The sequence below is a fragment of the Pontibacter rugosus genome (genome assembly GCF_042678745.1).
In the GTDB taxonomy this organism is placed as follows: Bacteria; Bacteroidota; Bacteroidia; order Cytophagales; family Hymenobacteraceae; genus Pontibacter; species Pontibacter rugosus.
This window is the reverse complement of the sequence record NZ_JBHTLD010000057.1, coordinates 1-23,007: the sequence shown is the minus strand read 5'-3', so window position 1 is coordinate 23,007 and position 23,007 is coordinate 1. Positions and strand designations below refer to the sequence as shown.

Below are 23,007 nucleotides of genomic sequence, written 5' to 3'. Positions count from 1 at the left end.
AAAGAAATAACTCTTAACTCCTTTATTGATATGGCCTTAGAACAAATACCGAAACCTACAGAGTCCGAACTGGAAATACTACAGATACTCTGGCAGCATGGCCCCAACACTGTTCGGTTTGTACACGAAGAGCTAAGCAAAAGCAAAGAGGCCGGCTATACTACCACGCTAAAGCTTATGCAGATAATGGCGGAGAAAAAGATGCTGGAGGCTGATAAGACAAGTCGCTCCCACATATTCAAGCCGCTCCTAAAAGAGGAAGACACACAACAGCAGCTGCTAAACCGCTTTCTGGACACAGCCTTCAGAGGGTCGGCCAGTAAACTGGTGATGCAGGCACTCGGCAACAGCCGCGCATCCAAAGAAGAGTTAGACGAGATCAGAAACTTATTAGATAAACTGGAAGGAGGCAACAAATGAATCAACTTACGAACCTGATTCCGGAAGGGCTGGCACATGCCCTTGGCTGGACATTACTGCACTCGCTTTGGCAAGGTGCTTTTGTAGCGCTACTGCTAAGCCTTTTGCTCGTGCTACTGCACCGCCACGCAGCTAAAACCCGCTACACAGTAGCTGGGGCAGCTATGGTGCTGCAGTTACTGCTCTCAAGCGCCACCTTGGTCTATTACTGCACGCTGCACCAGCCTATAAAGTTAGAGGCAGGTATGACATCAACAGCACAGGCGGCAGTTACAATTCCGGCATTTTCGTTTTGGTCTGATCCGTTTGCAGTGGCGCAAGTATACTTTGAACAGCACTTAACTTTGATAGTTACTTTATGGCTGTTGGGCTTTGTGCTGATGTTGGTTCGCTTTATGGGAGGCATAGCCTACTCGCAGCGCCTGCGCTATTACAGAGCTGAAGCAGCGAATGCACAGTGGCAGCAGAAGCTAAACGTGTTGGCGGCGCAGCTAGGCATTAAAGGGGCTATCAGGTTAGTGGAGTCGGCACTGGTACAGGTGCCTATGGCAATCGGTGTGGCAAAGCCTGTTATTCTTTTCCCGCTTGGGGCCATTACTGGCTTACCCTCTGCTCAGGTGGAAGCTATACTTGCCCATGAGTTGGCGCACATTGTCCGCAAAGATTACCTGCTTAACCTGCTCCAGTCTATCATGGATATGCTCTTCTTTTATCATCCTGCCATGTGGTGGCTGTCAGGAGTGGTGCGGGCAGAGCGCGAAAACTGCTGCGATGACATAGCCGTGGCCTTATGCGGCAATCCCCTCACGTATGCCCGAGCGCTTACTGAGCTTGAGGCGATGAGACTGCCAGGCGCACCGGGTTTGGCACTCGCATTTTCCGGCAAAAGAGGATCTCTCCTTAACCGTGTCAGGCGCTTGCTTAGACAGCAGCCACTGAAGCCTCGTTTCTCAGATGGCTTTGCCGCCGGATTAGTACTGATAACCGGCATGCTGGTTCTTTCGTTTGGAGCCACGGCAGCACTAAACCCGCAGGAAGACGCACCTATTATAAGCGCAGCAAAAGATACCCTACGTAAAACTGCATCTACTACAGGCGCTCCTGAACAGATAAGTTACATAGCCCAGGATGCTGCTGGGGAAAGCCGCAATATAGTTATCATCACAAACAAAAAAGGCAAGGTAAAAGAGCTTTATGTAGATGGTAAACGTATACCAAACCGCGACCTAAATAAACACAAAGACCTGATAGAGCAGCGCTTACTTGCAGTGCAGCAGGCACCAAAGGCAAACAAGCAGCAGGCTGAGCTACTGGCTCAACAAGCCAGCAGACGGTTGGCAACTATAGATGCACAAGGTAATTCAACAAGAACTGACGCAGCTATTCAAGGAGGGGTTGCACCCATGCCTCCGGCTCCTCCGGCACCACCAGCCGCCCCTATGCCAGATGGTGAACTGTTACCTCCTGTACCTCCGGCACCACCTGTAGGAGCTAGCAAAGAAGAGCTAAAAGTTTTGGAGCATGAAATAAAGCAATTTGAACAAGCTATAAAGCGTTTTGAAAAAGAAGTTACCCAGAACACTATGTTACAGGATAGCTTGAGAAAACAAGAAATGAAACAGCACAACAGAACCCGATCCGAAGAAATAAAGGCTCGTCAGGAAGCACGACGTCAGGAAATGGATGCCCGCAGAGCTGAGATGGACCAACAGCGCCAAAAACGTGCGGAGCGTATGGAGGAAGTAAAGCAGGAGCTTATCAAGGATGGGTTGATTGAACGAAACAGCAGCAACTTGAACATTCACCTAAACAACGACGAGTTATTTATCAACGGCAAAAAGCAGCCTCAGCAAGTATACGACAAGTATAAAAAGCTTATAAATGCAGATAAATAGTAATGTAATTATTAGATCATGAGTTTTCTTAAAGGTCTGCCGCATGTATATGCTGGCAGACCTTTTTTTCGTTTAAACTAAAGTAAGAGCATATAAGCATAGGGGCGGGATTAACTTTACGTATAAAAACACCTGCCATTCTGTAAGAAGCTTGATAGAAATAGAGGGCTCCCCCCCTGAGATTAAGCTTTTTCGAGGGAAGAGGGCCACTATCAACAAGATACTTTCAGAATAAAAAAATAGGTTAAGCTAAATTTGTCTGACTACTTATGATACTTTTGATTTGCGCTTTCAGAACCTGACTGCTGCTGCTTATAGCACACCAAAGCTGCTAGTGCGCTCGAAACAAGATTAGCCAGCGCCTTACTTTATTTGTTTTCGATTTTTCGAACAAAAATTTAAACATTCTCTTATTTATATTACAATATATCCTAGCTAAGGTGATTTTGCGTAAGATAAACGGCTTGTCCTTTAGCTGGGCCTTCATGCATATTTACTAAAACCATGACTGATACCTTTTATGGCTAACAATTACCCGATCGCTTTTGCAGGGTGGCGTACTGCGCTTGTGCTGCTTTCTCTTGTCCTGTTTATTATACCATGCTACTCCTTTGCTTCTGATACCCAGCATATGGTGCCGCTCACACTAAAAGAGCGTGTGCAAGCATCTGATGTTGTAGTTGAGGGAGAAGTAATAGCACAGGAGTCTTTTTGGGACACCAAGCACCAGAACATTTATACTTCCAGCACCATTAAAGTATATAAATCTTTTAAAGGTGATGCGCAGCAAGCACAACTGGAAGTAATTACAGAAGGCGGCACAGTCGGTTTTCAGAAACACGTATTTTCCACTGCACTGCAACTGCGGCCTGGCCAGCATGGAGTCTTCTTTCTTACAAAACAAAAACTTCTGGAGCGCACACCAGCTTCCACAGGCTTAAGTACCACCCCCTACGGCAGCCAGCAAGGTTTAATACGCTATGATATAACAAACAGAACCGCCCGTAGTGTTTTCGACAGCTACGACAGCATACAGCAACTTTACGAAAGTATAGCCAAGGAAACCGGGCAAAACGCCCAAACCATTACCGAAAACCTGAAGTTAGCCAATAGGCCTGCTGTAGAAAAAAGCCAGCAATCGCAGAATGCACCGCTTGCCCCCGTTATTTCGAGCTTCTCGCCTACTGTGGCGAGTGGCGGCACACGCACTTTACTCACGATTAATGGTAGCGGCTTTGGCAACAGGCGTGGCAATGGTTTTGTAGAATTCCAGAATGCCGATGATGGTGGCCAAACTAATGTTAAACCGCTTCCTTATGAGTATATTTCCTGGAGCAACACCCGCATCGAGCTTTATATACCCTCTATAACGCTGGATGAAGGCACTGCAGGCTCTGGCCCTATTCGTGTAACGGCAAACGATGGTACTGTTGCCATCTCTCCCCAGCCTATTGTGCTGGAGTTTGCCTACTCCAACGTTAGCTTTAACAACAGAACATTTCAACCTAGCCTCATTAATCAGAACGGCACAGGCGGCTATACTATACACTTTTCTGAAAGCATGAACAACAGGCAGGCAGCTAAAGATGGATTCATCAGAGCCATGAACTCCTGGATAGCGGTATCGGAAGTAAACTGGCAGATAGGAGAAAACACTTCTATTGAAAAAGCTGTAGAAGATGAAACTACCGTAGTAAGATTTGCTCCGGGATCTACGGTGGGCGAAGGCGTGCTGGCACGCACTATCAGCCGCTACAACGGTTGCCCCACCAGCAACGACACCTTGTTCTTCCTGTCTGAATTCGATATGGAGATAAACAGCAACATTAACTGGCAGTATGGCCCTGCTGGCCCTGGTGCCCGTCAGTTTGACTTTGAAACGGTAATGCTGCATGAGCTAGGGCATGCGCACCAGTTAAGCCATGTAAACCTGGAACGTGCCGTGATGCTCTATGCCATTGAGTCAGCACAGCTTTTCCGTACCCTAAGCTCTTTAGATATAGAAGGAGCTAATGTAGTTATGGCAAACGTAATAGGAGCAAATCCCTGTAGAATACAGCCCATGATTCCAAAGCCTGCCTCATTACATATATTCAAAGTATATCCCAATCCCTTTACCGATGCAGACGCAAACCAGTTGAGGCTGTCTTACATTGTACAGTCAGCCACTGACTTAAATGTTAAACTTTATGATACGGCAGGCAAGCTAATCCGAGTATTCAACTTACGCGTCACTGAAGATAATATCCCGACAACAGTTGACTTATCAGGTATAGCGGCAGGTATGTATATCCTGAAATGGCAGGATAGCGCCAGAAATGGGCAACAGCGAATTCTTAAGCTTTAATGTAACATCCTGTAACAGGTGCATCAGGTAGCAAAACCTCCTTTTTGTAACATGCATCCCATAGGTTACAGCAGCTAGTAGTATACATGTAATTGCTAGTTGGCGCTTATGATTACTAAAACAAAAAGCAAGCAGGTTACAATTGGGGAAATTGCTATCTGCTTGCTTTTCAAATAAATAATGGTCTGTTTAATGCAACGCACACATGGAAAAGCGCTGCTATTAGTTCGCCATAAAGTTAGGGTTGTAGAGCCTAAGTGTTTTCTTTGCTTGGATAAGGGCTTATTCGATGGTTCAAAATTCGATATCTTGATTTAGTAACACAAGGTATTTTGACGCCTGTTTGTAACATTCCAAAACAAGCCACTTAATTCATATATCATACTAAAATATCGTTTACAGCACCTAAAACCATTGCTCAACCATTATTTCACAAAAATATTGTAACATGGCGCAAAAATAATTTATTGTTATGACGCCTGTTTATTTTGATTTTATCCTTTAAAAAAATCACTTTCTGGTATAATCACAAGCATAAAACTATATTTGAAAAGGCTTAGCGAGTCTAACAGCTACCTAAAAGCACCTTCATTCAAGACGGCAGATAAAATAACCTTTATAGCCTGGTGCCTCAGAGCCTGTTTCGCTAACTAAGAAGCTGCTCCTATTTTCGAAACTGTAACTACAGCTTTCCGAAGGTTATGTTGGCAAGCAGCAACTTTTTAAGCTAAGTTTTCAACTTTATACCTGTACATGATACCTCAAACCACCACCTGGGACAAGCTCCTTTCCAAAAAGCGCTTCGAAACAAACGACCCAAAGTATAACACAGATGAATCGGTGCGGGGCGAATTTCAGCGCGACTACGACAGAATCGTATTTTCTTCCGCTTTCAGGAGGCTGCAAAATAAAACTCAGGTAATGCCTATGCCCGAAAGTGATTTTGTGCACACGCGCCTTACCCATAGTTTAGAAGCCTCTGTTGTAGGCCGATCGTTGGGCCGTATTGTTGGCAAGAGTATATTGGAACGCTACCCTGCGTTAGCACAGGAAAAGCATATACAAGAAGCGGATTTTGGTGATGTAGTAGCTGCCGCCTGCCTGGCCCATGATATTGGCAACCCTCCCTTCGGTCATTCTGGCGAAGACGCTATTTCAGCTTACTTTCTAAGTGAGGAGGCACAGCCATACTTAAAAGGCCTTACCGAGGCAGAGAAAGCAGACTTGCAAAGTTATGAGGGCAATGCGGCTGGCTTTAGAATTCTGACTTATACTTACCCAACGCATTGCAACCATCCCGGTGGCCTTAGCCTTACGTTTACTACACTGGCTACCTTTACCAAGTACCCAAAGGAGTCGCTGCCCATGATAGCAGGCACAAAAAACACCAGCGAAAAGAAGTATGGCTTTTTCCAGACGGAAAAGGCATGGTTTAACACGATTGCGCAGGAGTTGGGGTTGCTGAAAAAAAGCACTGCCGGCGAAATTTTTTACCACCGCCACCCGCTGGCTTTTTTGGTGGAAGCCGCCGACGACATCTGCTACCGCATCATTGATTTTGAGGATGGCCTGAAGCTCGGCCTGGTGCCGCATGAGCAAGGACTGAGCTTGCTGCGCCAAATTCTGGATGATGATCCTAACCGTAAATCCAGCCTTACTTTCTATGATTGGCGTGAGGAAATAGGCTACCTGCGTGCCCGTATCATAGGCAAGCTAATAGAGGAAACATCCGCGATTTTCATTCAGCATGAACCTGAAATGCTGCAGGGCACTTACGACAAGCCTCTGATAAATGAACTGAGCTGCAAGCCTGTGCTGGATCAGATCAAAGATTTATCCGTTAAGCTGATTTACCAGAACCGCCCGGTGTTGGAGATTGAGGCTGCCGGTTTTGAAGTGCTTGGCGGTTTGTTAGATGCCGGGATAAAAGCTGTTTTCAAGCCTGAATCCAAACATCACCGCAAACTGGCCTCCCTTATTCCACCGCACTACCTGCAGTTACCTGAGTCGGCCACAGCTTACGTGCGCATCATCCATATTGCCGATTTTGTCGCCAGTCTCACCGACCAGGCAGCACTTGGGCTGTACCGTAAAATCAAAGGCATTGAGTTGCCGAGGATGTACTGATATTAAAAGATAATCACTTACCAATGTTTCTCCGTCTAAGTGAAAGATGCACTAGAAACGATGCTCTTTCCGGTGTTTATGGGCTTGATGTACACACTCATAACACTACCTGATGTGCATAAAGATATAGTACAGGCTAAATATGCTGCATTCGTTTTATTTGTAGCTTCGCTGCTGCTGTGCGTGCCGAAAAACTTTGTAGCAGCACAGCTACAGCAGTTATTCTAAAGCACCTTTTCTGGTTATTCCTACAGAGCCCTCAAAGTATAAATTGTTCTGAATTCTGATCTCAGCTAAGCAGATTCTTGTTCGTCTATAAAATCAACAGGTTCATCTACCTCTCCATCATATCTGCCGAAACTCAAAATGTACTTCTGAGCGCAAGTGGCTTTTCCCACAGTTTAGAACTAATTTTATACTTTGTAGTATAGCGTCTACAAGATCGGCTTATGCCAATTCACGCTTATCAAAACAACTTAAAAACACATGAAAAGCAAGTTTATCATCTGCCTTTTGTGGTGTGCCACCAGCCTTGCGGCTATGGCGCAGAGCAAGAGCAACAAGATTGAGTTCACGGAGTACACGCTCCCGAACGGCCTGCACGTAATCCTGCACCAGGACAAATCTACGCCTAACGTAGCAGTATCGGTGCTGTACCACGTAGGCTCTAAGAACGAAGTAGCAGGACGCTCAGGCTTTGCACACTTTTTTGAGCACCTGATGTTTGAGGGTACTGAGAACATTAACCGTGGTGAGTACAGTTCACTAGTACAAAAAGCGGGTGGCGCGCTTAATGCCAACACTTCTTTCGACCGTACTTATTATTACGAACTGCTGCCATCTAACCAGGTGGAGCTTGGCCTATGGCTGGAGGCAGAGCGTATGAAGCACGCTAAGATTGACCAGGTGGGTGTGGAAACGCAGCGCAAAGTAGTACAGGAAGAGAAGCGTGAGCGCATCGACAACCAGCCTTACGGCTCTATGGGCGAGAATGTGTTCTCGCTTGCTTTTAAGGAGCACCCTTACAAAACGATGCCGATCGGCTCTTTTGAAGACCTGAACGCTGCCAGCATCGACGAATTCCGCGATTTCTACAAGACCTTCTATGTGCCAAACAATGCGACGCTTTCTATCGCCGGCGACATCAACATAGAGGAGACTAAGAAGATGATCGAGAAGTATTTTGCTGGTATCCCGAAAGGCACCAAAGAAATTCCTCGCCCGAACACAGTAGAGCCGAAGCAGACAGAAGAGCGTCGTAAAACGGTGTATGACAACATTCAGTTGCCAGCTGTTATCCAAGCTTACCATGTACCGGAGCAGGGAACGGATGATTTCTATGCACTTTCTATGCTGACAACTTTACTTTCTGGTGGTGAGAGTGCTCGCCTGCCAAAGGCACTGGTAGATAAGCAGCAGAAAGCCGTAGCTGCTGCCTCTATTCCTTTCCCGACAGAAGATCCGGGCCTGTTCCTGACATTTGCTATCGCCAACATGGGTGTAGAAGTAGATGACCTAGAGAAAGCCATGGACGCTGAGGTTGAGCGCGTAAAAACAGAACCGCTTTCTGACCGTGAGTTCCAGAAGTTACAGAACCAGATTGAGAGCAACTTTGTGCAGCAGAACAGCACTGTAGCTGGCCGTGCCGAGAGCCTTGCTAACTATGCTGTATACTTCGGTGATGCCAACTTGATCAACACAGAGCTGCAGCGCTACATGAAGGTGACGAAAGATGACATACAGCGCGTAGCCAAGGAGTACCTCACCAAAAATAACCGTGTGGTGCTGCACTACCTGCCAAAATCAGCTCAACCGAAGTAATTTTTAGACAAAGGACTTCTTGACGAAAGACAAAGGAAAGGTTATACTTAGCCGCATCTTTTGTCCATTGTCACAATGTCTTTTATCAAGATCAAAAACTGAGAACAATCATGATAAAGAAACTATATAGTGCAGCATTTTTGGCGCTGGCGTTGATGTGTGTAATGCCTGCCCAGGCACAACAAGCTACTCCTCCGCCTCCAGGCCCTGCTCCTAAAATTGAACTGGGTAAGTATGAGAACTTCACCTTGAAGAATGGTTTGAAAGTATACGTGGTGGAAAACCACAAGCAACCAGTGGTATCTATGTCGCTGGTGCTGGACCGCGACCCGATTCTGGAAGCTGATAAAGCTGGTTACGTACAGGCTGCTGGCCAAATGATGCGTACCGGCACAACTAACCGTACCAAAGACCAGTTTGACGAGCAGGTAGACTTTATCGGAGCTGACCTTGGCTTCTCTTCTACCGGCTTCAATGCATCCTCTTTAAAGAAGCACCTGCCAACGCTGGTAGATCTGACAACAGATGCGCTGCTAAACCCGAAGTTCACGCAGGAAGAACTGGACAAGGTTAAAAAGCAGATGAAAGCCAGCCTGGCCCAGTCTAAAGACAATCCGGATGCTATCGCCAGCCGTACCCGCAACTTGGTGCTGTATGGCAAAAACCACCCATATGGTGAGGTGATGACCGAGGAGACGGTAGACAAAATCACCCTGCAGGATGTTCAGAACTACTACAAAACTTACTATAAGCCAAACATTGGTTACCTGGCTGTGGTAGGCGACGTAACGCCAAAGGAGATGAAGAAACTCCTGAAAAAGTCTCTTGCTAAGTGGGAGAAAGGCGAGGTAAAAGATATAAACTTCGAACTACCTAAAGCCCCGGAGAAAACGCAGGTTGTTATAGTAGATCGTCCAAGTGCGGTACAAAGCTCGCTTATACTTACAAATCCTGCCGACCTGAAGCCAGGTGCTGAGGATGCCGTAGCAGCTTCCCTGATGAACAATATCCTAGGTGGTGGCATGGACTCTCGTTTGTTCCAGAACCTGCGCGAAATGCACGGCTATACGTACGGTGCATACTCATCTATCAACAACGATGAGATTTTAGGCCGCTTCAATGCCAGCGCAAACGTGCGTAATGCTGTGACCGACAGTGCCGTGGTAGAGTTCATGAACGAGCTTACCAAAATCCGCAGCGAGCGCGTGAGCGATGAGGAACTGCGCGATGCAAAGGCTTATATTATGGGTAGCTTTGGCCGTGGCCTGGAGAATCCTGCTACAGTAGCTGTTTACGCTATCAACACCGCTCGTTATGGCTTGCCGGAAGATTACTATGCTAATTACCTGAAAAAGGTGGAGGCTGTAACGGCCGACGACGTACAGCGCGTGGCGCAGAAGTATATCAACCCGGACAAGATGTATGTGCTGGCTGTAGGTAATGCTACTGAAATTGCTGATAAACTAAAGAAGTTCGACAAAGACGATAACCAGATCACCTACTACAACGCTGAAGGTAACAAAGTAGACCGCAAAACCATGGGCGTTCCGGCTGGTTTAACAGCTGATAAAGTGATTGCTGATTACATCAAGGCGATTGGTGGCAAAGCGAACATCGAGAAGCTGAAGGATGTGTCTATCACAAGCAACGCTACCATTCAGGGCATGACGCTGGTGTTTAAGCAGCAGCAGAAAGGCAGCGATAAATTTGCGATGCAGGTGCTGATGAACAATAATCCGATGCAACGTGTGATCATCAACGGCGACAAAGGTAAAATGGAAGCGCCGATGCAAGGTGTGAACAAGGAGCTGACTGCCGATGAGCTGAAAACTCAGAAACTGGAAGCAAACCTGTTCCCTGCGCTGCAGTACGACAAGCTTGGCATCAAAACCAAGTTAACTGGTATGGAAGATGTAAACGGCACAGAGGCTTATGCAGTAGAGGTAACGCAGCCAAACGGCCAGAAAGCCACGCATTACTTTGCGAAAGACTCTGGTCTGCGCCTGAAAGAGGTGAACAATCTGGAGACGCCGCAAGGCATCATCACACAAACCAAGACTTACGGCAATTACAAAGAAGTAAACGGTGTGAAGTTTCCTTATGTAACCGAGACAGTAGTTGGCCCTCAGACAATTAAAGCTGAAGTACAAACCGTTGAGGTAAACAAGAACCTAAGCGACGACACGTTTAAGCTGTAGTTTCTTAAAAAGCAGGATTTATACTTGCTGATCATATAAAAGCGGCTGCCCCGATGAGGGCAGCCGCTTTTTCTTGTTTTAGGCGGCAGTTATGCACATTCCCACATATTTATACTTATATATGTGGATAAATTTACTCTGTCGTTCATACTCTAGCTGCTGTTCTACCAGCAGCACAACGGCTCTTAGTATAATGTCACCTAGAAAGACAGCAGGAGTAAAACTTAGTTGTAGCTTTAGGTGGTTCTAATAATTGAATACAAACAGCGTGAAGTTAAGTATACTTGCCATTAGTGATTTATTGATTTTCTCGCAAGGGTTGCTGCTTGGTGTACTTTTTATAAGCAACACCAAAGGGAACCGCAGTGCCAATGTACTACTTGGCCTGTTTATACTTATCTTTAACTTCAGCTCGCTGCATAGCTTTTTCCTGAGCTCAGGATTGGTTGCCAAATACAATTGGCTTCTCGGGTTTCCATCGCTGTTCGTGTTCTGGTTTGGTCCGCTGCTATACTTCTATAGCCGATCGCTTACCGAAAGCAACTTTACCTGGAAACGCTCCTACTACTGGTGGTTTGTTCCAGCACTGATAGAACTGGCTGGCAATCTTGTTCTCCTGGGGCTGGGGGTTTCAGGGCAGCTGGTTAGATTAGCCTTAACTGATGCGTTTGCCTGGGCAGCAGCCATCCATAGCTTTTTAGCCAGTCTCTTAGCTGTTTACTGTGTTCTCCGGAGCCTCAAACTCATCCGAAAGGCTACTAACTTATCTACTATCAAACTGAAATGGCTGAAGTATAGCCTGTCATACTTCCTGATACGGTTTACTTTCTGGTCGCTGTACTTTGCGCTTGCTCTTGTGTTCGCTCAGCATTACAATGTAGCGCAGTATACCAACAGCGTCGTCAGCTTTTTTACCGCCCTGGATTTCATAGCAGTTTTTGCAATCAGTGCTTTCAGTTTCCGGCACATGCACGACATACATACCAGGCAAAAGGAAGCTGCTTATACTTTAAGCGCAGCACAAGAAGAGGAATACTTTAAAAACCTGCTGCACCTGATAGAGCAGGAGAAGCTGTACCGGAAAAGCGACCTAAAACTTAACGAGGTAGCTGCACGCCTTAACACCAACGTCAAGTATACTTCGCAGCTCATCAAACTCCAGACGGGCCTCAGCTTTACAAGCTTTATCAATACCTATCGAATAGAAGAAATTAAAGCCCATATCGTGAGCGACCAGTTCCGGCACCTGACCATGCTTGCCATAGCAGAAGAAAGTGGGTTCAACTCGAAAGCGACGTTCAACAGGGTTTTTAAAGAAATGACCGGCTTATCCCCCAAAGTTTACCGGGAACAGCACCTCCAGCAGGCTTCATAAAGGTATCACTTTCGGAAAATAGGGTATACTGCTCGCGAAGGCCTGTTTTTATAAGTCGACAGCCTCTTATGTTTGTGTGATAGAATTTCCGCAATCACCCTAAACAAACGAAAAAATGAAAGGCTTTTGGTTATTAATAGCAGGCTTATACATGCTTCCCTCCCTTATTGTAGCACAGACTAACACCATACGTTTAAAAGGCAACATTAAAGATGCCGCTACGCACGCGCCTGTTCCTTATGCCAGTATAGGCCTGCAAGGGAAAGATATTGGCACGGTGAGCAACAGCAACGGTGCGTTTGAGCTATCTGTGGCAGCCACTAATGCCTCCGACACACTTGTTGTTTCTATGATGGGGTATGAGCAGCAGCGCTATACTTTGCAGCATCTGGCACAGAAGCTAGAAGCTGACCCAACTGTTTTGCTAGAGCCAGCGCAACACCTTCTTCAGGAGGTAAAGGTTACCGGCCAAAAGCTAGAGACAAACTCCCTAGGCAACAAAGCCACGCCATCTGGTGTCGGCATGACGCCTTTTAAGTTCAGCAATTTAGGCAACGAGATCGGGCTACTCTGCAAGGTGAAGGGCAAAATAACTTACCTGGAGGCCTTTAATATTGACATTTTCCTGAACGACTACGATACGCTCTTCTTCCGGATGAACATTTATACTTTGGAGAACGGCCTTCCGAAAGAAAACATCCTGCACGAGCCGGTATACTTGCAGTTTACCGGCAGCAAAGGCAAAGCAAGTATAGATTTGGTGCCGTATGACATTGTGGTGGATGAGGATTTTGTGGTAAGCCTAGAGTATGTTAAGAAACTGCATAAAACCAACCTTGTTCGAAAAGAGCAGTCTGGCTTATACTTTGGCGCAAAGAAGCTTTTTGGCGGCACCATGTTTACCCGCTACGCCAGTCAAGGCAAGTGGATGGTCAGCAACGACGGTCTGTTTGCCCCTAAAATGGAGGTAGTAGTAAAACAATAGCAGAACTTTGGTTATGGCTTATCAAGCTGAAGTTCTTCAGGTACGTGCAGGCAATTCCGGTTAGCTTCATACGCCTGCCTTGAATCCGATCTGTATAGTGCATCATTCTTGATATCAATAATCCAGAAGTACACTTTCTCTTCTTCTTGCTCAATCTTATGTGGGAATACACATTCTTTACTTGCTTTCTGTTGAGCCAATATGAAATCACTACTATAAGTATAAGTCTCAACTGTGCAAGGAATCACCTTCTGTTCTTTTACGCCACCATAGATGAAGCTATTTTCTCTACTTTCGAACACATACTTATAGTTGCCAGCTAAATCTTCTGTAGAGTCGGACAGCCAACCCCCGCATGATGTCAACAACACACAACCTAAAAAAAGTAGTAGCTGAAGTATACCACTTCTATATTCAATTTTAAGCAACTCCCCATTGTATAGAATCATGAGTAAATTCTGTTTGATCTGATATAACCCAACTATAAACTAGTTCTCAAAACAACTCCCCCTGCACCGGCTGCACATACTTCTTCGGTGGTTTCAAATCAAAGCTGCATACCTTGTTCAGGCGCTCAATCAGGTAAGTGGCTAGTTCGGGAGCCAACGTATTGTCTGGCTCGTGCACAAAGAAGTATAGCTGCCGCAGGCCATTACTGAACCACTCCTCCAGCCGCTCTACCCAGGTATCAATGCGGGTATAGTCGGTGGGGTGCAGGCCATTGCCTACAAAGCGGATCATGGCCGATGGCGTGGTAAGGCGCATGTGCAGCACGTCGCGGCGACCTGCTACATCTGTGAATACTGTTCCTACTTTATACTTCTCGAGCACCTCAAACAGCTCCAGACTTGCTACATGGTCTGTAAACCAGCCTTCGTGCCGCAACTCTACGGTTACGGGTATGCTTTCAGGTATAAAGGCAAGAAAAGCTTCCAGGTCAGGCAGTTGTTTAGGGGCGAAGTATGGGGGCAACTGCAGAAAGGCGCTCCCCAGTTTATCTTCCAGGCCAGCGATAGAAGCGCAAAAGGCAGCCGTTACGTCCTGTGTGCTGCGCAGGGCGGCTTCGTGGCTGATGAGCTGCGGAAACTTAGGGCAGAACGTAAAGCCATGCGGCACCACGTTGCGCCAGCGGTCGATAGTGTCGGGGCTTGGGATATGGTAGTGCGTGCTGTTTAGCTCTATGGTGTTAAACTGCTTGGCATACCACTGCAGCGACTCTTTCTCGGGCATCTTAGCCGGATAGTACTTGCCTACCCAAGCTTTGTTTACCCACACCGGTAAGCCCACGTATACCTGCGGTTTTACATAATTGCCCGCCTGTTGTAGCAGCGGCAGCGTGTCGGGGTGGTTCGAGGGCAACGTAAAGTCTACCTTGCTAATGTCTGACAGCCTTCCGAAATCCATGGTTTATACTTTAACCTTTCTATAAAAAAATACTATCCTGCAGTAGCTCGTACCGTAAAAACCCGATAACCATATTTCATGTTTTTCATCCCAATTTCCTGCTAATTGGCTTGGGTGATTAAAAAAATTTAGCTATTTTTTATAAGCTACACTGCTTACCGCTTTGGACTTAAAAATGTTGCCACACAGACTTTAAACAAACATTTTCACATTATCTGACTTAAGGCAAAGCTAGGCGTTTTACCTGTATCCCCCTATCTCATCAGGCAAATCGGAGCTTAAAAGGTCTCGTTTAGCGAATTTTCCGTACCTTTGCCCCTTCACCAACTATTACGTAGTATGAATGATAATAGAAAGTGCTTCATTTTAACAGTAATCATTTTTCTATTTATTGGCATCGGCCAACCAACTTTTGCACAGAAAAACACAGTAAATGCCGATACCCAAAAGGGGGAGGCCTCGTGGTACGGAAGTCGTTACCACGGTAGAAAAACCAGCAGCGGAGAGCGTTACAATAAGCACGAAATGACTGCCGCACACAAGACACTTCCCTTCGGAACGAAGGTGAAAGTAACAAACCTTGATAACAACGAATTTGTTATCGTGCGCATCAACGACAGAGGCCCTTTTGTAGGCGACCGTATTATTGATGTATCAGAGGCCGCAGCCCGCGAACTCGAATTCCACAACAAAGGTGTTGGGCATGTAAAAATCGAAGTACTAAATTCAGAAGCTGATCTCGCATCTGCCGCCGGCTTCTCCTTCGATGTAGCCTCTTTTTCTGATTTTGCCCTTGCTTCTGATGTAACATCAGACCTGGCCAACAGCAGAAACTAACACCAGTAAAGGCAAATCAGCCTTTACCATCTTCTCAGAGTTTTACTAGTACCTGATAAAGCGCGAAGCCTGTAGAGGCTTTGCGCTTTTGTTTTTGTATCTGTTTGGTATAACTCTACCCTCTATTCATCTATAAAAACACTCCTTTAAGCTGATAGTCGTTGGTTGCACTTTGATAAGCCAAACAGAATTGCTATACTTAGCTACCTAAAACTAAACACTCTAAACTTTAACTAACCTCTACCACTTTGAAACGACGAAACTTTCTTGAGTTATCGGCGCTAGGCTTCGGCGGCTTAATGCTGCCCTCCATACCTGTGTTTGGCGATATCATTTCGCCGGAAAGAGCACTGGAAACTGTGGATGTAGCCCTTAAAAAGCGCTTGGCTGATGTCGCCTTAAACTCGGCGAAATCTAAAGGAGCCTCTTATGCCGATGTACGCATTGGCCGCTACCTGCAGCAATATGTGTTTACCCGCGAAAAGCAGGTGCAGAACATCGTAAACGCAGAGTCTTATGGTGTAGGCGTTCGTGTGCTGGCCAACGGCACCTGGGGTTTTGCCGCTACCTCTGATGTATCAGATAAGGGTGTAGCCAAGGCCGCTGAACAGGCTGTGGCTATTGCCAAAGCCAATGCGAAGCTACAGAAAGAGCCGGTGCAACTGGCTCCCGTTAAAGGCTATGGAGAGGTAAGTTGGAAAACACCAATCGAGAAAAACGCCTTTGAAGTGCCGGTAGGCGAGAAAGCAGACCTGCTACTGGCTGCCAACGCCAAGGCAATGGACAATGGCGCCAACTTCGTTAACTCTGCTCTGTTCCAGGTAAACGAGCAGAAGTACTTTGCCTCTACTGAAGGTTCTTACATCGACCAGGACATTCACCGCATCTGGCCAAACTTTACGGTTACAGTGGTAGACAAAGCTTCTGGCAAATTCAAAACCCGCGAGGCCCTCAGCGCACCAATGGGTATGGGCTGGGAGTATATGATTCCGAAGGCATCTGAAAAGATAAAAGGTCCGGAAGGCACTGGCTTGAATGGCTATCGCTACGCCTATGATATGCTGGAAGACGCTGCCCTTGCTGCCAAGCAGGCGAAAGAGAAGTTAACCGCAAAATCAGTACTAGCTGGCAAGTATGACCTGGTGCTCGACCCGAACCACCTTGGCCTTACCATTCACGAGTCTGTTGGCCACCCGCTGGAGCTCGACCGTGTATTAGGCTACGAAGCTAACTATGCCGGCACTTCCTTCGCCACATTGGATAAGTGGAAAACCAAGAACTTTAAGTATGGCTCTGATAAGGTAAACATCTTTGCAGATAAAACACAAAAAGGCTCACTTGGCTATGTTGGCTGGGATGATGAAGGTGTGAAAACCAAGAAATGGGACCTGATAAAAGACGGTGTGCTGGTAAACTATCAGGCTATCCGCGACCAGGCGCACATCATTGACGAGCCAGAATCGCATGGCTGCTGCTACGCCGATAACTGGAGTTCAGTACAGTTCCAGCGCATGGCAAACATCTCATTGGCTCCGGGTAAAGAGAAGAAGAACGTGGATCAGCTGATTGCCGGTGTTGATAAAGGCATCTACATCGCAGGCCGTGGCTCTTACTCTATCGACCAGCAGCGCTACAACTTCCAGTTTGGTGGCACCACGTTCCATGAGATCAAGAACGGTAAAATTGTTGGACCACTAGAGGATGTAGCGTACCAGAGCAACACCCAGGAATTCTGGAACTCCTGCGCTGGCTCCTGCGACGAAAGCGATTACCGTTTGTTCGGCTCGTTCTTCGACGGCAAAGGGCAGCCAAGCCAGGTCAGTGCGGTGTCTCACGGCTCTGCCCACACCCGCTTCAACGGCGTGAACGTGATCAACACAGCGCGCAAAATTTAGCGCGAGTCATGAGTTCTGAATTCTGAGTCTTGAGTTATACTATATTCTATGGCTGAAAGTATAGTTGCTACTAAGTCTTACAACTTTGCCCTTCGAATCATCAAGCTTTATAAGCACCTAACACAGGAGCAGCGGGAGTTTGTACTGGCAAAGCAAGTTCTGAGAAGTGGTACTTCTATAGGAGCCAACGTGGAGGAAGCTCTGGGAGGACAAAGCAAAGCTGACTTCAGGCACAAACTAAGTATAGCTTTAAAAGAAGCAAGAGAAACAAGCTATTGGCTGCGCCTGCTCAAAGACTCAGACTATATTAAACCGGATGCTTTCAACAGCATACACGGGGAGAGCGAGGAGTTGATATAGATTCTGAAAAGTATAATTCTTACTTCTCAGCAAAAAGAGAACAACTCGTGACTCAGAACTCAAGACTCAGAACTGATAAAGTAGTCCAGTTTAAAGTTTAGCAAAGACATCAAAAAATGGCAATATTAAGTAAAGAAGAAGCTCAGGCCATACTTAAGAAGGCGCTGAGTTTTTCAAAGGCTGATGAGTGTGAGATCACGCTTAACGGCAACGTAGGCGGCAACATCCGCTACGCCAGAAACGAAGTATCAACCAGCGGCTCAGAAGAAAACGTGTCGATGGCCGTAGAGTCGCGCTTCGGCAAACGCTCCGGTGTCGCCACCATCAACGAGTTTGATGACAAATCGCTGGAGAAGGTAATTCGCCGCTCCGAAGAAATAGCCCGTTTAGCACCAGAAAGTCCGGAATACATAGCACTGCTAGGCCCACAGAAGTACATAGTTACCAAAGAGCATTTCGACAGCACCGCCAAAGTAGACCCGGCCTACCGCGCCGAAGCCGCTGCTAAAAGTATAAAAGCCGCTGCTGATAAAGGCCTGGCTGCTGCTGGCTTCCTGGAGCACTATACCAACTTCACGGCCAAGATGAACAACAAAGGCCTGTTCGCTTACCATCCTTCTACTTCCGTGGATTTCTCTGTTACCATGCGTACAGATGATGGCACCGGCTCTGGCTACGTAACCCAGGACTACAGCGACATCAGCAAACTAGACACAGGAAAGGCATCACAAATAGCCGCCGATAAAGCTGCTAATTCCCGTAACGCCAAAGCACTGGAGCCTGGCAAGTATACGGTTATATTAGAGCCTGCCGCATCTATCGACCTGCTGCAAAACATGTTCTACAACATGGATCAGCGTGCCGCTGAAGAAGGCCGTAGTTTCCTGAGCAAGCCTGGTGGCAAGACAAAAGTAGGCGAGAAGCTGGTAGATGAACGAATTACAGTTTATTCAGATCCTAACAATTTAGAAGTGCCGTCTTCTCCCTTCGCAGGTGATGGCCGCCCGCAGCAGAAAGTTACCTGGATAGATAAAGGCGTCGTAAAGAACCTGTACAATACCCGTTATTGGGCCTCTAACAAAGGAGCTGTTTCTGTTCCGCCTCCAGGCAATGTCATCATGGAAGGTGGCAAGGAGTCTATCGAAGATATGATCAAGAACACGAAGCGTGGCATCTTGGTAACGCGCCTCTGGTATATCCGTGCCGTAGACCCGCAAACGCTGCTCTACACAGGCCTTACCCGCGACGGTACGTTCTATATCGAAAACGGAAAGATTATGTATCCGGTGAAGAATTTCCGTTTTAACGAGAGCCCGGTAATCATGCTGAACAACCTGGAATCGCTTGGCAAGCCACAGCGCATCAGCGGCAGCTTAATTCCGCCAATGAAAATTCGTGACTTCACGTTCACCAGCTTATCTGACGCAGTGTAAGAACAACTATTTATACTATGGATGCCGTATGCAGCACCGCTGCGTGCGGCATCTGTATTAAGAATACTCAAGACTCAGAACCCTTAACTCAGAACTCCCTAAGTGCTTCCTTTTATTTTTGTGCGCCTACAGTACCGCTCCGGCAACTGGGATACCGACCCGCGTATGCCCAGCAACCTGCTGCACTCGCTTATCCAGTACACTACGGTGCCGGTAAATGAGCAGGAGAAGGTGGTATCGCTGGAAAGTGCGGAGCTGTTTAAGTATCCCTTTAGCTATTTGAGCGGCCATAAGCTGGTGCAGTTTAACCAGAAGGAGCGGCAGAACTTCGAGACTTATGTGAAGAATGGGGGCTTTGTGTTTGTAGACGATTGCAACCACGATGTAGATGGCCTTTTTGCCCGTTCTTTCGAAGAGCAGATGCGGCAGATATTTGGGGCAAACGCACTAAAGAAGCTCCCCAACAACCATAAGCTTTACAAGTCCTTTTTCACCTTTGAAGAAGGCCCACCAACAACATCTTTTGAGTTGAACGGCTGGGGCGATGATCTGGTGCATGATTACCTAAAAGCTATCGAAGTGAACGGGCGCATAGCCGTACTCTACAGCAACAAAGACTACGGCTGTGAATGGGACTACGACTTCCGAAATAAACGCTGGCTGGCTGAGGATAATACCAAGTTTGGAGTAAATATCATCATGTATGCGCTAACGAGCTGATTTGTCTGAATCAGGATTTGCAGGATTTTAGGATCAACAGGATTTCCATGCACGATCTAATACATTCCTGCGCTCTTTTCGAGAGAGGAGTTCCCAACTGCTGTCGATTTATAACTATCAGTTCAGTAGTAAATGATTGCAGACAGTTACAGCATACATATTAGCACATGAACTATGAAACAAATTACATCTGCCAGGTGCACAAACGACGATTTTTTGTTTGAGCGATCAGCGAGTGGGGGTAGGGGCCCTCGACAAACAAAATTGTCTTGACTTTTTTGCCTACTTTTTTTGTCAAGAAAAAAAGTAGGTCCCCGCCAGACAGGCGAGCTATAGAACATACTAAGTTGAATAAGCAAAAGCTACAACTACAAAGCAAAACAGAGTCATTAACCAAACTAAAATGACTGAACAAGACATACACCACCTGCTAAGTAAACTACCAAAGCTAAAGCAGGAGATACAGAAAGTAATTGTAGGCCAGGAAGAAGTGCTGGACGAGGTGCTAATCACCTTGCTGGCTGGCGGCCACGGTTTACTGGAAGGCGTGCCTGGCTTGGCTAAAACCTTGCTCGTGCGCACGCTGAGCAATGCCATGGATTTGGGCTTTCGCCGGATACAATTCACGCCAGACCTAATGCCAACCGACATACTCGGTACAGAGGTGTTGGAAGAAGACCATGTTACCGGCAAACGATTTTTTAAGTTTAACGAAGGGCCTATCTTCTCTAACATTGTTTTGGCAGACGAGATAAACCGTACACCGCCCAAAACGCAGGCAGCGCTGCTGGAAGCCATGCAGGAGCACGAAGTAACCTATGCCGGTAAAACGTATCCGCTGCCAAAGCCATTCTTCCTGCTGGCTACCCAAAACCCGATTGAGCAGGCAGGTACCTACCCGCTGCCAGAGGCGCAGTTAGACCGCTTCCTGCTTTATATCAAGATCAAGTACCCGACGGAGCAGGAAGAGTTGAACATACTAGCAAACACCACAGGCACACGCCAGGCACAGGTACAGCCAAGTATAAGCGGCGAAGAGATCCTACAGTTGCGGCAGTTGGTGCGTGAGGTAAATATAAGTGAAGAACTGCTGATGTATGTAAACCACATCGTACGCGCCACCCGCCCCGACAGCACCACAGTAGACTTTATAAAAACCTACTGCCGCTGGGGAGCTGGGCCACGCGCTGGGCAGGCACTTATACTTACCGCCAAAGCCCGCGCCTTGCTACATGGTCGCTTCGCAGTAACGGAAGAGGATATTAAAACGATGGCTTACCCCGTGCTGCGCCACCGCGTGCTGGTCAACTTTACTGCCGAAGCGGAGCGAATCACGTCTGACAGAGTAGTTGATGAACTGCTGCAAAGTATAAAGCTGCCGAAAGCAGTGCTAGTTTAAGCCCTGGGGCAATTAGGAATGAGGAATCAAGAACTAAGTTTGTCGCTGTTGCTCAAGTATAAAAGCTAATTAAATGCATCAAGGACAAATCTAAAGACCTCGCAGCGTGCGCAGCTCCTGCGAGCGTCTAGGTTGGATAGGCTGTTGCTCGGGAGTTAAGCTTTAGTAGGTGTCAGACGCTCGCGGGACCTTCGGACACCGCAAGGTCTTGTGGTTTCACCGCTCCGTCAGCAGAAGTATCTGAACCAAATCCCAGTTCTTGGGTTGAGCGCCTTGTGCATGTTGCGGTGCCCGTTAGGGCAGCCCGCAGCGGAGCGCGGAGCAGCTTCAGGCACACAGCGCGATGCCTGAGGACGAGCCCTCGCGGGCTTGAGCGCTCCAAAGTGAAAAGTGAAACAGTTGGTGTTTGGGAGCTGGAGGATAAGCAGTAGCTAGAAAGATTAGCTTGACTGAGGCTGCGACAACAGGGTTTAATCAAGTATAGCTGAAGCTGTACAGGTGTGGCTTTGTAAGCCAATAGAGCTGGAAGCGCTATACTGTAAGTAGGCACTAGCTGCAAGCTAGCACCAGCAGGGGCAGTTGGAAGCTGAAGGGTAAAAGGATGCTAGAATGGCTAATACGGCTGAAAATGCGATAAAGCAGAGGCAGTCAACGGCACAAGCGGACGCTTGCGCCAGAAAGGTTATTAGCGGAGTCCAGCAAGTATGGCTTTTCAAGCCAGTTGAGTTACAAACTCAACATCATAGTCAGACACGAGTTGAAAACTCGCGCCAGCAGGACAAAGAAAGTAGAGTAAGAGAAACACAATGGCAAACAACTCCAACAAATTCATCGACCCAAAGATCCTGGCAAAGATAAAAGACCTGCCGCTACTGGCGAAAACAGTAGTGGAAGGCTTTATGGCGGGCCAGAACCAAAGCCTAAGGCGTGGGGCTGGATTGGAGTTTAGCCAGTATCGCAGCTACCAGCCCGGCGACGACCTGCGGCAGCTCGATTGGAAAATGTTTGCCCGCTCTGACCGCTATTACATCCGAGAAGCCGAAGTAGACACTAACATCACGGTGCGCTTTATATTGGATGGCAGCGCCTCGATGGGACATGAAGACGAGAACGGAATCAGCAAAATAGACTATGCACGTTTTCTGGTGGCTTCACTCGCATACCTGGCTACCACACAAGGCGACGCGGTGGGGCTATACGTGCTGCACGAGAACCAGCTGATCAACCTGACGCCACGCTCCGACAATATGCACTTGCAGCGCTTCTGGTACCAGTTGTCGGAGATAAAGCCGGAAGGTAAGTTCCCCGATGCACAGGCGGCAGCTAACTTGTTTGCAGATAGACGACAGAAAGAACTGACAGTATTCCTGACAGACTTGTATGAGCAGGAGGCAGAGATAACAGAGCTGCTTTACCAACTAGGGGCACAGCGCCATGAGCTACTGCTGTCTCACCTGATAAGCCGGAACGAACTTGACTTCTCTTACAGCGGCACCTTGACCTTTGAGGACCTGGAAACTGGGCAAACGATGCAGGTAAGCACTACAGCGCAACGCAAAGTATACTTGCAGCGGCAACAGGAGTGGTTGGAGTCAACGGAGCGGAACATGCGCAACCGCCAGATAGCCTATGACAGATTCGTGACAGACGAACCTCTAGACAAAGCCCTCCGGACTTTCCTTCAAAAGAGGCTGCTGCTTTGAATTTTGAATGAGCGATTGAGTGAATGAGCGAATTTAATTTTGAATGATTGAATAACTGACTTTTGAATAAAAAATAAAAGTCTTGTGT

The 23,007-nt window shown here is 47.1% G+C and carries 18 protein-coding genes; 16 read left to right on the top strand and 2 right to left on the bottom strand.

Annotated elements, in window-relative coordinates; all coding sequences use genetic code 11:
- Positions 1-30 precede the first annotated feature (30 nt).
- The 9 genes from ACFQ2O_RS08350 to ACFQ2O_RS08310 all read left to right on the top strand — a co-directional run bounded on the left by ACFQ2O_RS08350 (position 31) and on the right by ACFQ2O_RS08310 (position 13,168).
- A complete protein-coding gene (locus ACFQ2O_RS08350) occupies positions 31-420 on the top strand; it encodes a BlaI/MecI/CopY family transcriptional regulator (RefSeq protein ID WP_377525572.1) in 390 nt (129 codons plus the stop codon).
- A complete protein-coding gene (locus ACFQ2O_RS08345; protein ID WP_377525568.1) occupies positions 417-2,315 on the top strand; it encodes a M56 family metallopeptidase in 1,899 nt (632 codons plus the stop codon). The genes ACFQ2O_RS08350 and ACFQ2O_RS08345 overlap by 4 nt, the downstream gene beginning before the upstream one ends.
- A gap of 520 nt (positions 2,316-2,835) precedes the next feature.
- Positions 2,836-4,662, top strand: a complete 1,827-nt coding sequence (locus ACFQ2O_RS08340) for a T9SS type A sorting domain-containing protein (RefSeq protein WP_377525564.1) — start codon at positions 2,836-2,838, stop codon at positions 4,660-4,662.
- Between the two features lie 753 nt (positions 4,663-5,415).
- The gene (gene dgt, locus ACFQ2O_RS08335) at positions 5,416-6,789 is read left to right on the top strand and encodes a dGTP triphosphohydrolase (protein ID WP_377525560.1); all 1,374 of its coding nucleotides are present in this window, start codon (positions 5,416-5,418) and stop codon (positions 6,787-6,789) included.
- 39 nt (positions 6,790-6,828) lie between these two features.
- On the top strand, positions 6,829-7,017 hold the full coding sequence (locus tag ACFQ2O_RS08330; protein ID WP_377525555.1) for a hypothetical protein: 189 nt from the start codon (positions 6,829-6,831) through the stop codon (positions 7,015-7,017).
- Positions 7,018-7,275: 258 nt separating this feature from the next.
- A complete protein-coding gene (locus ACFQ2O_RS08325) occupies positions 7,276-8,610 on the top strand; it encodes a M16 family metallopeptidase (protein WP_377525551.1) in 1,335 nt (444 codons plus the stop codon).
- 110 nt (positions 8,611-8,720) lie between these two features.
- A complete protein-coding gene (locus ACFQ2O_RS08320; RefSeq protein ID WP_377525548.1) occupies positions 8,721-10,808 on the top strand; it encodes a M16 family metallopeptidase in 2,088 nt (695 codons plus the stop codon).
- 253 nt (positions 10,809-11,061) lie between these two features.
- Positions 11,062-12,183: a helix-turn-helix domain-containing protein gene (locus ACFQ2O_RS08315; protein WP_377525545.1), complete on the top strand. Its 1,122-nt coding sequence runs from the start codon at positions 11,062-11,064 to the stop codon at positions 12,181-12,183.
- 115 nt (positions 12,184-12,298) lie between these two features.
- Positions 12,299-13,168: a carboxypeptidase-like regulatory domain-containing protein gene (locus tag ACFQ2O_RS08310; RefSeq protein WP_377525542.1), complete on the top strand. Its 870-nt coding sequence runs from the start codon at positions 12,299-12,301 to the stop codon at positions 13,166-13,168.
- A gap of 11 nt (positions 13,169-13,179) precedes the next feature.
- Here the strand turns inward: ACFQ2O_RS08310 and ACFQ2O_RS08305 are convergent, their stop codons facing one another.
- A complete protein-coding gene (locus tag ACFQ2O_RS08305; RefSeq protein ID WP_377525539.1) occupies positions 13,180-13,617 on the bottom strand; it encodes a DUF3997 domain-containing protein in 438 nt (145 codons plus the stop codon).
- Positions 13,618-13,663: 46 nt separating this feature from the next.
- A complete protein-coding gene (locus tag ACFQ2O_RS08300) occupies positions 13,664-14,572 on the bottom strand; it encodes a DUF72 domain-containing protein (RefSeq protein ID WP_377525537.1) in 909 nt (302 codons plus the stop codon).
- Positions 14,573-14,911: 339 nt separating this feature from the next.
- Here ACFQ2O_RS08300 and ACFQ2O_RS08295 point away from each other — a divergent pair, with 339 nt between their 5' ends.
- The 7 genes from ACFQ2O_RS08295 (at position 14,912) to ACFQ2O_RS08265 (ending at position 22,919) form a co-directional block, all read left to right on the top strand.
- A complete protein-coding gene (locus ACFQ2O_RS08295) occupies positions 14,912-15,409 on the top strand; it encodes a septal ring lytic transglycosylase RlpA family protein (RefSeq protein ID WP_377525534.1) in 498 nt (165 codons plus the stop codon).
- 248 nt (positions 15,410-15,657) lie between these two features.
- Positions 15,658-17,304, top strand: coding sequence for a TldD/PmbA family protein (locus ACFQ2O_RS08290; protein WP_377525530.1), 1,647 nt, complete (start codon positions 15,658-15,660; stop codon positions 17,302-17,304).
- 48 nt (positions 17,305-17,352) lie between these two features.
- Positions 17,353-17,664: a four helix bundle protein gene (locus tag ACFQ2O_RS08285; RefSeq protein ID WP_377525527.1), complete on the top strand. Its 312-nt coding sequence runs from the start codon at positions 17,353-17,355 to the stop codon at positions 17,662-17,664.
- Between the two features lie 116 nt (positions 17,665-17,780).
- The gene (locus tag ACFQ2O_RS08280; RefSeq protein ID WP_377525525.1) at positions 17,781-19,097 is read left to right on the top strand and encodes a TldD/PmbA family protein; all 1,317 of its coding nucleotides are present in this window, start codon (positions 17,781-17,783) and stop codon (positions 19,095-19,097) included.
- Between the two features lie 102 nt (positions 19,098-19,199).
- A complete protein-coding gene (locus ACFQ2O_RS08275) occupies positions 19,200-19,817 on the top strand; it encodes a DUF4159 domain-containing protein (RefSeq protein ID WP_377525522.1) in 618 nt (205 codons plus the stop codon).
- 403 nt (positions 19,818-20,220) lie between these two features.
- Positions 20,221-21,216: an AAA family ATPase gene (locus ACFQ2O_RS08270; RefSeq protein ID WP_377525519.1), complete on the top strand. Its 996-nt coding sequence runs from the start codon at positions 20,221-20,223 to the stop codon at positions 21,214-21,216.
- 806 nt (positions 21,217-22,022) lie between these two features.
- Complete coding sequence (locus tag ACFQ2O_RS08265; protein WP_377525517.1) at positions 22,023-22,919, top strand: DUF58 domain-containing protein; 897 nt, start codon at positions 22,023-22,025, stop codon at positions 22,917-22,919.
- Positions 22,920-23,007: the final 88 nt, after the last annotated feature.

Coding starts and splice junctions, on each gene's coding strand:
- ACFQ2O_RS08295 (WP_377525534.1), top strand. CDS start 14,912: ATGAATGATAATAGAAAGTGCTTCATTTTAACAGTAATCATTTTTCTA.
- ACFQ2O_RS08280 (WP_377525525.1), top strand. CDS start 17,781: ATGGCAATATTAAGTAAAGAAGAAGCTCAGGCCATACTTAAGAAGGCG.
- ACFQ2O_RS08270 (WP_377525519.1), top strand. CDS start 20,221: ATGACTGAACAAGACATACACCACCTGCTAAGTAAACTACCAAAGCTA.
- ACFQ2O_RS08305 (WP_377525539.1), bottom strand. CDS start 13,617: ATGATTCTATACAATGGGGAGTTGCTTAAAATTGAATATAGAAGTGGT.
- ACFQ2O_RS08340 (WP_377525564.1), top strand. CDS start 2,836: ATGGCTAACAATTACCCGATCGCTTTTGCAGGGTGGCGTACTGCGCTT.
- ACFQ2O_RS08325 (WP_377525551.1), top strand. CDS start 7,276: ATGAAAAGCAAGTTTATCATCTGCCTTTTGTGGTGTGCCACCAGCCTT.
- dgt (WP_377525560.1), top strand. CDS start 5,416: ATGATACCTCAAACCACCACCTGGGACAAGCTCCTTTCCAAAAAGCGC.
- ACFQ2O_RS08350 (WP_377525572.1), top strand. CDS start 31: ATGGCCTTAGAACAAATACCGAAACCTACAGAGTCCGAACTGGAAATA.
- ACFQ2O_RS08285 (WP_377525527.1), top strand. CDS start 17,353: ATGGCTGAAAGTATAGTTGCTACTAAGTCTTACAACTTTGCCCTTCGA.
- ACFQ2O_RS08300 (WP_377525537.1), bottom strand. CDS start 14,572: ATGGATTTCGGAAGGCTGTCAGACATTAGCAAGGTAGACTTTACGTTG.
- ACFQ2O_RS08265 (WP_377525517.1), top strand. CDS start 22,023: ATGGCAAACAACTCCAACAAATTCATCGACCCAAAGATCCTGGCAAAG.
- ACFQ2O_RS08320 (WP_377525548.1), top strand. CDS start 8,721: ATGATAAAGAAACTATATAGTGCAGCATTTTTGGCGCTGGCGTTGATG.
- ACFQ2O_RS08310 (WP_377525542.1), top strand. CDS start 12,299: ATGAAAGGCTTTTGGTTATTAATAGCAGGCTTATACATGCTTCCCTCC.
- ACFQ2O_RS08345 (WP_377525568.1), top strand. CDS start 417: ATGAATCAACTTACGAACCTGATTCCGGAAGGGCTGGCACATGCCCTT.